This is a genomic window from Kocuria sp. KH4, from assembly GCF_053711175.1.
This window is the reverse complement of the sequence record NZ_JBSJYX010000046.1, coordinates 1-5,710: the sequence shown is the minus strand read 5'-3', so window position 1 is coordinate 5,710 and position 5,710 is coordinate 1. Positions and strand designations below refer to the sequence as shown.

The window sequence follows — 5,710 nt, the reverse complement described above, 5'->3', positions numbered from 1 at the left end:
TCCCGCGGGCGGGCGGCGCGCCGGGACTCTTCGCCGATCCCGCGCGGCGCTCCCGGGGTATGACGATCGGGTGGAGCGCACCGCTTGACAGCGCAGTGTGAGCTGCCTCATGCTGGGGACCATGAACCTGTCAGACAGCCCGACAGCCAGGCGGCCCATTGAGCGATTCAGTGCGGCGGAGGCTGTCTTCAAGGACCTGCACGCGCAGATCCAGGAAGGGCACCTGGGGGTGGGGGACAAGCTGCCCTCGGAGGCGGCCCTCGCCCAGCAGTACGAGGTGAGCCGGTCGGTGATCCGTGAGGCCCTGCGCTCCTGCGCGGCCCTCGGCCTGACCGTCAGCCGGACCGGCAAGGGGACCTTCGTCGTCTCCCGGCGGGTGACCGACGACCTGGCCCTGGGCGCGTACTCGGCGCGGGACCTGCACGAGGCCCGCCCGCACATCGAGATCCCCGCCGCGGGCCTCGCCGCACGTCGCCGCACGGAGGAGGACGTGCGGTTCCTGCACGACCTCGTGACGACGATGGCGGGCGAGGACGATCCGCAGGCCTGGGTCGAGCTGGACACCAGCTTCCACGCCGCCGTCGCCCGGATCAGCAGCAACCGGGTGTTCGAGAAGGTCATCGCCGACGTCCGCGAGGCGCTCTTCCACCAGTCGGAGACCCTCAACGTGGTGGCGGACCGCCAGAAGCACTCGGACGAGGAGCACCTGCGCATCTTCCGCGCCATCCGGGACGGCGCGGCCGACGAGGCGGAGGCCGCCATGCGCGACCACCTCGCGGCCGTGCGCGACGCCCTGGGCGCGATCACCCGCGACTAGCCCGGCCGCCGGCCCGGCACCCCGGCCGGACCCCCTCCCCGGTCCGCCCCGCCCCGATCCCGGCGCGGCGCCGCCCGGCGTCCCGCTGCGCCGCGGTGCCGCGGTGCCGCCACCGCCTGCGCCGACCACCTCCAGCCCGACCATGTCCAGTTCGACCACCACCGGCTCGACCACCCCCCCAGTAAGGACCCGCATGACCATCGCAGCCCCCGGGACGCCCGTGCCCACCACCGCTCGCCCGCAGCACGTCCCCGTGGCCGAACAGGTCCGCGACGGCGTCGTCGAGAGCGTCCACTACGGCTCGTACATCGTCACGGACGCCGCCGGGCGGATCCTGCTGACGGCGGGTGACCCCCTGGCCCGCTTCTACCCCCGCTCCTCGCTCAAGCCGCTGCAGGCGGTGGCCATGCTCCGTGCGGGGCTGGACCTGCCCGGGGACCTGCTGGCCCTGGCCGCGGCCAGCCACTCCGGGGCGGCCCTGCACCGGGACGGCGCCCGCCGCATCCTCGCTCTGCACGGCGCGGACGAGACCGCCCTGGAGAACGTGCCCGACCTGCCGTACGGGGCCGCCGAGCGGGCCGCCGCCCTGCGCGCCGGCGAGGGGCCCTCGCACCTGGCCCAGAACTGCTCCGGCAAGCACGCCGCCATGGTCGCCACCTGCAGGATCAACGGCTGGGCCGTGGCCGGCTATCCCGACCCCGGCCATCCGCTCCAGCAGCTGATCGCGGAGGTCGTGGCGGAGCTGACCGGCGAACCGCTGGGTCCGGTCAGCACCGACGGCTGCGGCACGCCGCTGTTCGCCGTCACCCTGCGCGGCATGGCCGCCGCCTTCGCCCGGCTGGCCTCGGCGCCCGCGGGGACGCCCGAGGGGCGGGTCGCCTCCGCGATGACCGGGCACCCCGAGCAGGTGGCCGGGGAGGGCCGGGACGTCACGGAGCTGATGCGCAGGGTCCCGGGCCTGCTGGCCAAGGACGGCTTCGAGGGCCTGCAGCTGGTGGGCCTGCCGGACGGGCGCGGACTGGCCGTGAAGATCGCCGACGGCTCCGACCGCGCCCGGATGCCCGTGGCCGTGCCCGTCCTGCGGCACCTCGGTGTGGATACCGGGGCGCTCGCCGGACTGGACCGGGTCCCCGTGCTCGGCGGGGGCCGCACCGTGGGGTCCCTGCACGCCGTCGACCTCGTCACCGCCGGGTGACCCACCGTCCTGCCCCATCCACCCCTCGTGACCTCCGGGAGATCTGAGAACACCATGACCGATGCTGCCTTCCGCTCCGAGCACGACCTGCTGGGCGACCGACTGGTCCCCGCCGACGCCTACTGGGGTGTGCAGACCCTGCGCGCCGTGGAGAACTTCCCCATCACCGGCCTGGCCCTGGGCGGGCACGGGCACCTGGTGCGGGGTCTGGCGGCCGTCAAGCTCGCCGCGGCCCGCGCCAACCACGAGCTCGGGCTGCTCGACGCCGACCGGGCCGACGCCATCGTCGCGGCCTGCCAGGAGATCCTGGACGGGCGCCTGCACGACCAGTTCCGCGTCGACGTGATCCAGGGCGGCGCCGGCACCTCCTCCAACATGAACGCCAACGAGGTGATCGCCAACCGGGCCCTGGAGCTGCTGGGGGCCGAGAAGGGGGAGTACTCCCGGCTGCACCCCAACGACCACGTCAACCTGTCGCAGTCCACCAACGACGCCTACCCCACGGCCGTGAAGGTCGCCACGATCACCGGGGTGCAGGAGCTGCTGGCGGCCCTGGAGCTGCTGGAGGACGCCTTCGCGGACAAGGCCCGCGAGTTCCGCACCGTCGTGAAGATGGGCCGGACCCAGCTCCAGGACGCCGTGCCCATGACCCTGGGCCAGGAGTTCGGCACCTACGCCGTGATGATCCGCGAGGACCGCCAGCGGCTCGCCGAGGCGAGCCTGCTGGTCCACGAGATCAACCTCGGGGCGACGGCGATCGGTACCGGGCTCAACGCCCCGGACGGCTACGCCGCCGCGGCCTGCCGCCACCTGGCCGCCGTGACCGGGCTGCCGCTGGTGACGGCCGTGGACCTGGTGGAGGCCACCCAGGACGTCGGGGCGTTCGTGCACCTGTCCGGGGTGCTCAAGCGGGTGGCGGTGAAGCTGTCCAAGATCTGCAACGACCTGCGGCTGCTCTCCTCCGGGCCGCGGGCCGGTCTCGGCGAGATCAACCTGCCCGCGGTGCAGTCCGGGTCCTCGATCATGCCGGGCAAGATCAATCCGGTGATCCCCGAGGTCGTCAGCCAGGTGGCCTACGAGGTCATCGGCAACGACGTCACGATCACCATGGCCGCCGAGGGCGGGCAGCTGCAGCTCAACGCCTTCGAGCCGATCATCGTGCACAGCCTGCACCAGAGCGTCTCCCACCTCCGGGCGGCGTGCACCACCCTCACGGAGCGCTGCGTGCGCGGCATCACCGCCAACGAGGAGCGCCTGCGCGCCTCCGTGGAGCACTCCATCGGCCTGGTGACCGCGCTGAACCCCCGCCTGGGCTACGCCACGGCCACCGCCATCGCCCAGGAGGCCCTGGTCACGGGCGCCGGCGTCGCCGAGCTGGTGCTCGAGCGCGGCCTGCTGACCGCCGAGGAGCTGGGCAGCATCCTGCGCCCGGAGCGCCTGGCCAACCTGACCGTCTGACCCGTCCACGAGCTCCACCTCCACTCACCAAGGAGACCGACCCATGTCCGTCGACCACCCGGACCGGCGCCACGCCACCCCGGCCCAGCCGCCCACCGCCGCCCTCGACGTGCTCCACGCGGAGGACGAGGGCTACCACAAGGGGCTCAAGCCCCGACAGATCCAGATGATCGCGATCGGTGGCGCCATCGGCACCGTGCTGTTCATGGGCGCCGGCGGCCGGCTGGCCGCCGCCGGGCCCGCGCTCGTGCTCGTCTACGCGGTCTGCGGCTTCTTCGCGTTCCTCATCCTGCGCGCGCTCGGGGAACTCGTCGTGCGCCGCCCGTCCTCGGGCTCGTTCGTCTCCTACGCCCGGGAGTTCTACGGCGAGAAGGCGGCCTTCTTCACCGGCTGGCTGTACTGGCTCAACTGGGCCATGACCGCGATCGTGGACATCACCGCCGTGGCGTTGTACATGAAGTTCTTCGCCCGGTACTGGGCGCCCATCGGGGACGTCCCCCAGTGGGCGTACGCCCTGGCCGCCCTGCTGCTGGTGCTGGGACTGAACCTCGTCTCGGTCAAGGTCTTCGGTGAGCTCGAGTTCTGGTTCGCCCTGATCAAGGTCGCCGCCCTCTGCGCCTTCCTGCTGGTCGGGATCTGGCTGGTGCTCTTCGGCACCCCCGCCGGCGGTCAGGAGACGGGCCTGTCCCTGATCGCCCAGAACGGCGGTCTGCTGCCCAACGGGCTGCTGGCGGCGGTCGTCGTGATCCAGGGCGTGGTCTTCGCCTACGCCTCCATCGAGCTGATCGGCACCGCCGCCGGTGAGACCGAGCACCCCGAGAAGGTCATGCCGCGGGCGGTGAACACGGTGATCATCCGCATCGCGGTCTTCTACGTCGGTTCGCTGACCCTGCTGTCCCTGCTGCTGCCCTTCTCCGCCTACCGGGCGGGGGAGAGCCCCTTCGTGACGTTCTTCGGGTCCATCGGCGTGGCCGGCATGGACACCGTGATGAACCTGGTGGTGCTCACCGCGGCGCTGTCCTCCCTCAACGCCGGGCTCTACTCCACGGGCCGGATCCTGCGCTCCATGTCCCTGGCCGGGTCCGCCCCCCGCTTCGCCGGCCGGATGAACCGGGCCGGCGTCCCGTACGGCGGCATCGTGCTCACGGCGGCGGTCGCCGTGCTGGGCGTGCTGCTCAACGCCCTCGTGCCGGCCCAGGCCTTTGAGATCGTGCTGAACCTCGCCTCCGTCGGCATCGTCAGCGCCTGGGGGATGATCATGCTCTGCCACCTGAAGCTCGTGTCGTGGTCCAAGCAGGGCAGGGCCGTGCGTCCCGGCTTCCGGCTCCCCGGGGCCCCCTTCACCGGCTGGCTGACCCTGGCGTTCCTGGCGACCGTCATCGTGCTCATGGCCTTCGACTCCCCCGTGGGGACCTGGACCGTCGCCTCCCTGCTGCTGCTCGTGCCCCTGCTGGTCCTGGGCTGGTACCGGTGCCGGGACCGCGTGCACGAGATCGCTGCGGCCCACACCGAGTTGCCCCGCACCGCACCGGCGGCGACCGCGGAGACCGGGGCGCCGGTCCGGTAGCGTCCCGCCGGCCCGGAGAGCCGGGCTTCCCCGCAGACCGCACGACGAGGCGCCGTCCGAGTACTTCTCGGACGGCGCCTCGTGCACGCGTCCGGCTGAGCCGCGGGCGGACGGCACCGGTGGCCGCCGCTCCGGTCCGCAGCGGTCACGGATCGTCCCGCGTTCCAGAAATCTCTTGACAGGGAGCCGAACTTCCCCGGACACTTTTTTCATGCCGCTGTGTTGCGCATCACGCACAACGTTGCATTATCTGCAGATACTCCCTTCCCGTTCCCGTGTCCCCAGCCAACGTCGACCCACGTCGGGCGGCCGACCGCCCCGACGCACCCCTCGGCCCCGGACGTGCCCACGTTCCGCGGTACTAGGGCGACGTCGGTCCCTGTCCGACCGAAAATCGCGATCACAACGCCAGGAGATCCGCCATGAGCTTCGCCCGCCGCCTCTTCACCGACATCCTCAACGACTGGTCCGTCTCGGCCCCCGGTTCGAGCACCTCCAGCGCCGACTCCGTCACCTCCCACCCCTACGGCGCCTCGGGGCGGCTCACCGCCGTTCCCTGGGCGGGTCTCCAGCTCGACGGCACCGACTGACAGCCCTGCGGTCCCGCACCGCGCCCACCGCCGGCCAGCTGAGCAGAAGGCGGCAGGGTGACGACGGCGCCGGGCCCCCCCCC

Annotated in this window: 5 protein-coding genes; all 5 read left to right on the top strand. The window is 72.5% G+C overall.

Features of this window, described 5'->3' with window-relative positions:
• The first annotated feature begins 121 nt into the window (after nucleotides 1-121).
• Complete coding sequence (locus tag ACWCOM_RS18360) at nucleotides 122-817, top strand: FadR/GntR family transcriptional regulator (protein WP_454550179.1); 696 nt, start codon at nucleotides 122-124, stop codon at nucleotides 815-817.
• 193 nt (nucleotides 818-1,010) lie between these two features.
• Entirely contained in the window at nucleotides 1,011-2,012 is a 1,002-nt protein-coding gene (locus tag ACWCOM_RS18355) for an asparaginase (RefSeq protein WP_454550178.1), read from the top strand.
• A 54-nt stretch (nucleotides 2,013-2,066) separates the two neighbouring features.
• Nucleotides 2,067-3,470, top strand: a complete 1,404-nt coding sequence (gene aspA, locus ACWCOM_RS18350; protein ID WP_454550177.1) for an aspartate ammonia-lyase — start codon at nucleotides 2,067-2,069, stop codon at nucleotides 3,468-3,470.
• 43 nt (nucleotides 3,471-3,513) lie between these two features.
• Nucleotides 3,514-5,037: an amino acid permease gene (locus ACWCOM_RS18345; protein WP_454550176.1), complete on the top strand. Its 1,524-nt coding sequence runs from the start codon at nucleotides 3,514-3,516 to the stop codon at nucleotides 5,035-5,037.
• Between the two features lie 422 nt (nucleotides 5,038-5,459).
• The gene (locus ACWCOM_RS18340) at nucleotides 5,460-5,627 is read left to right on the top strand and encodes a hypothetical protein (protein WP_454550175.1); all 168 of its coding nucleotides are present in this window, start codon (nucleotides 5,460-5,462) and stop codon (nucleotides 5,625-5,627) included.
• Nucleotides 5,628-5,710 lie beyond the last annotated feature (83 nt).

What these genes read in the sequence shown, in the direction of transcription:
- ACWCOM_RS18360 (WP_454550179.1), top strand. Translation starts at nt 122, where the DNA reads ATGAACCTGTCAGACAGCCCGACAGCCAGGCGGCCCATTGAGCGATTC.
- ACWCOM_RS18355 (WP_454550178.1), top strand. Translation starts at nt 1,011, where the DNA reads ATGACCATCGCAGCCCCCGGGACGCCCGTGCCCACCACCGCTCGCCCG.
- aspA (WP_454550177.1), top strand. Translation starts at nt 2,067, where the DNA reads ATGACCGATGCTGCCTTCCGCTCCGAGCACGACCTGCTGGGCGACCGA.
- ACWCOM_RS18345 (WP_454550176.1), top strand. Translation starts at nt 3,514, where the DNA reads ATGTCCGTCGACCACCCGGACCGGCGCCACGCCACCCCGGCCCAGCCG.
- ACWCOM_RS18340 (WP_454550175.1), top strand. Translation starts at nt 5,460, where the DNA reads ATGAGCTTCGCCCGCCGCCTCTTCACCGACATCCTCAACGACTGGTCC.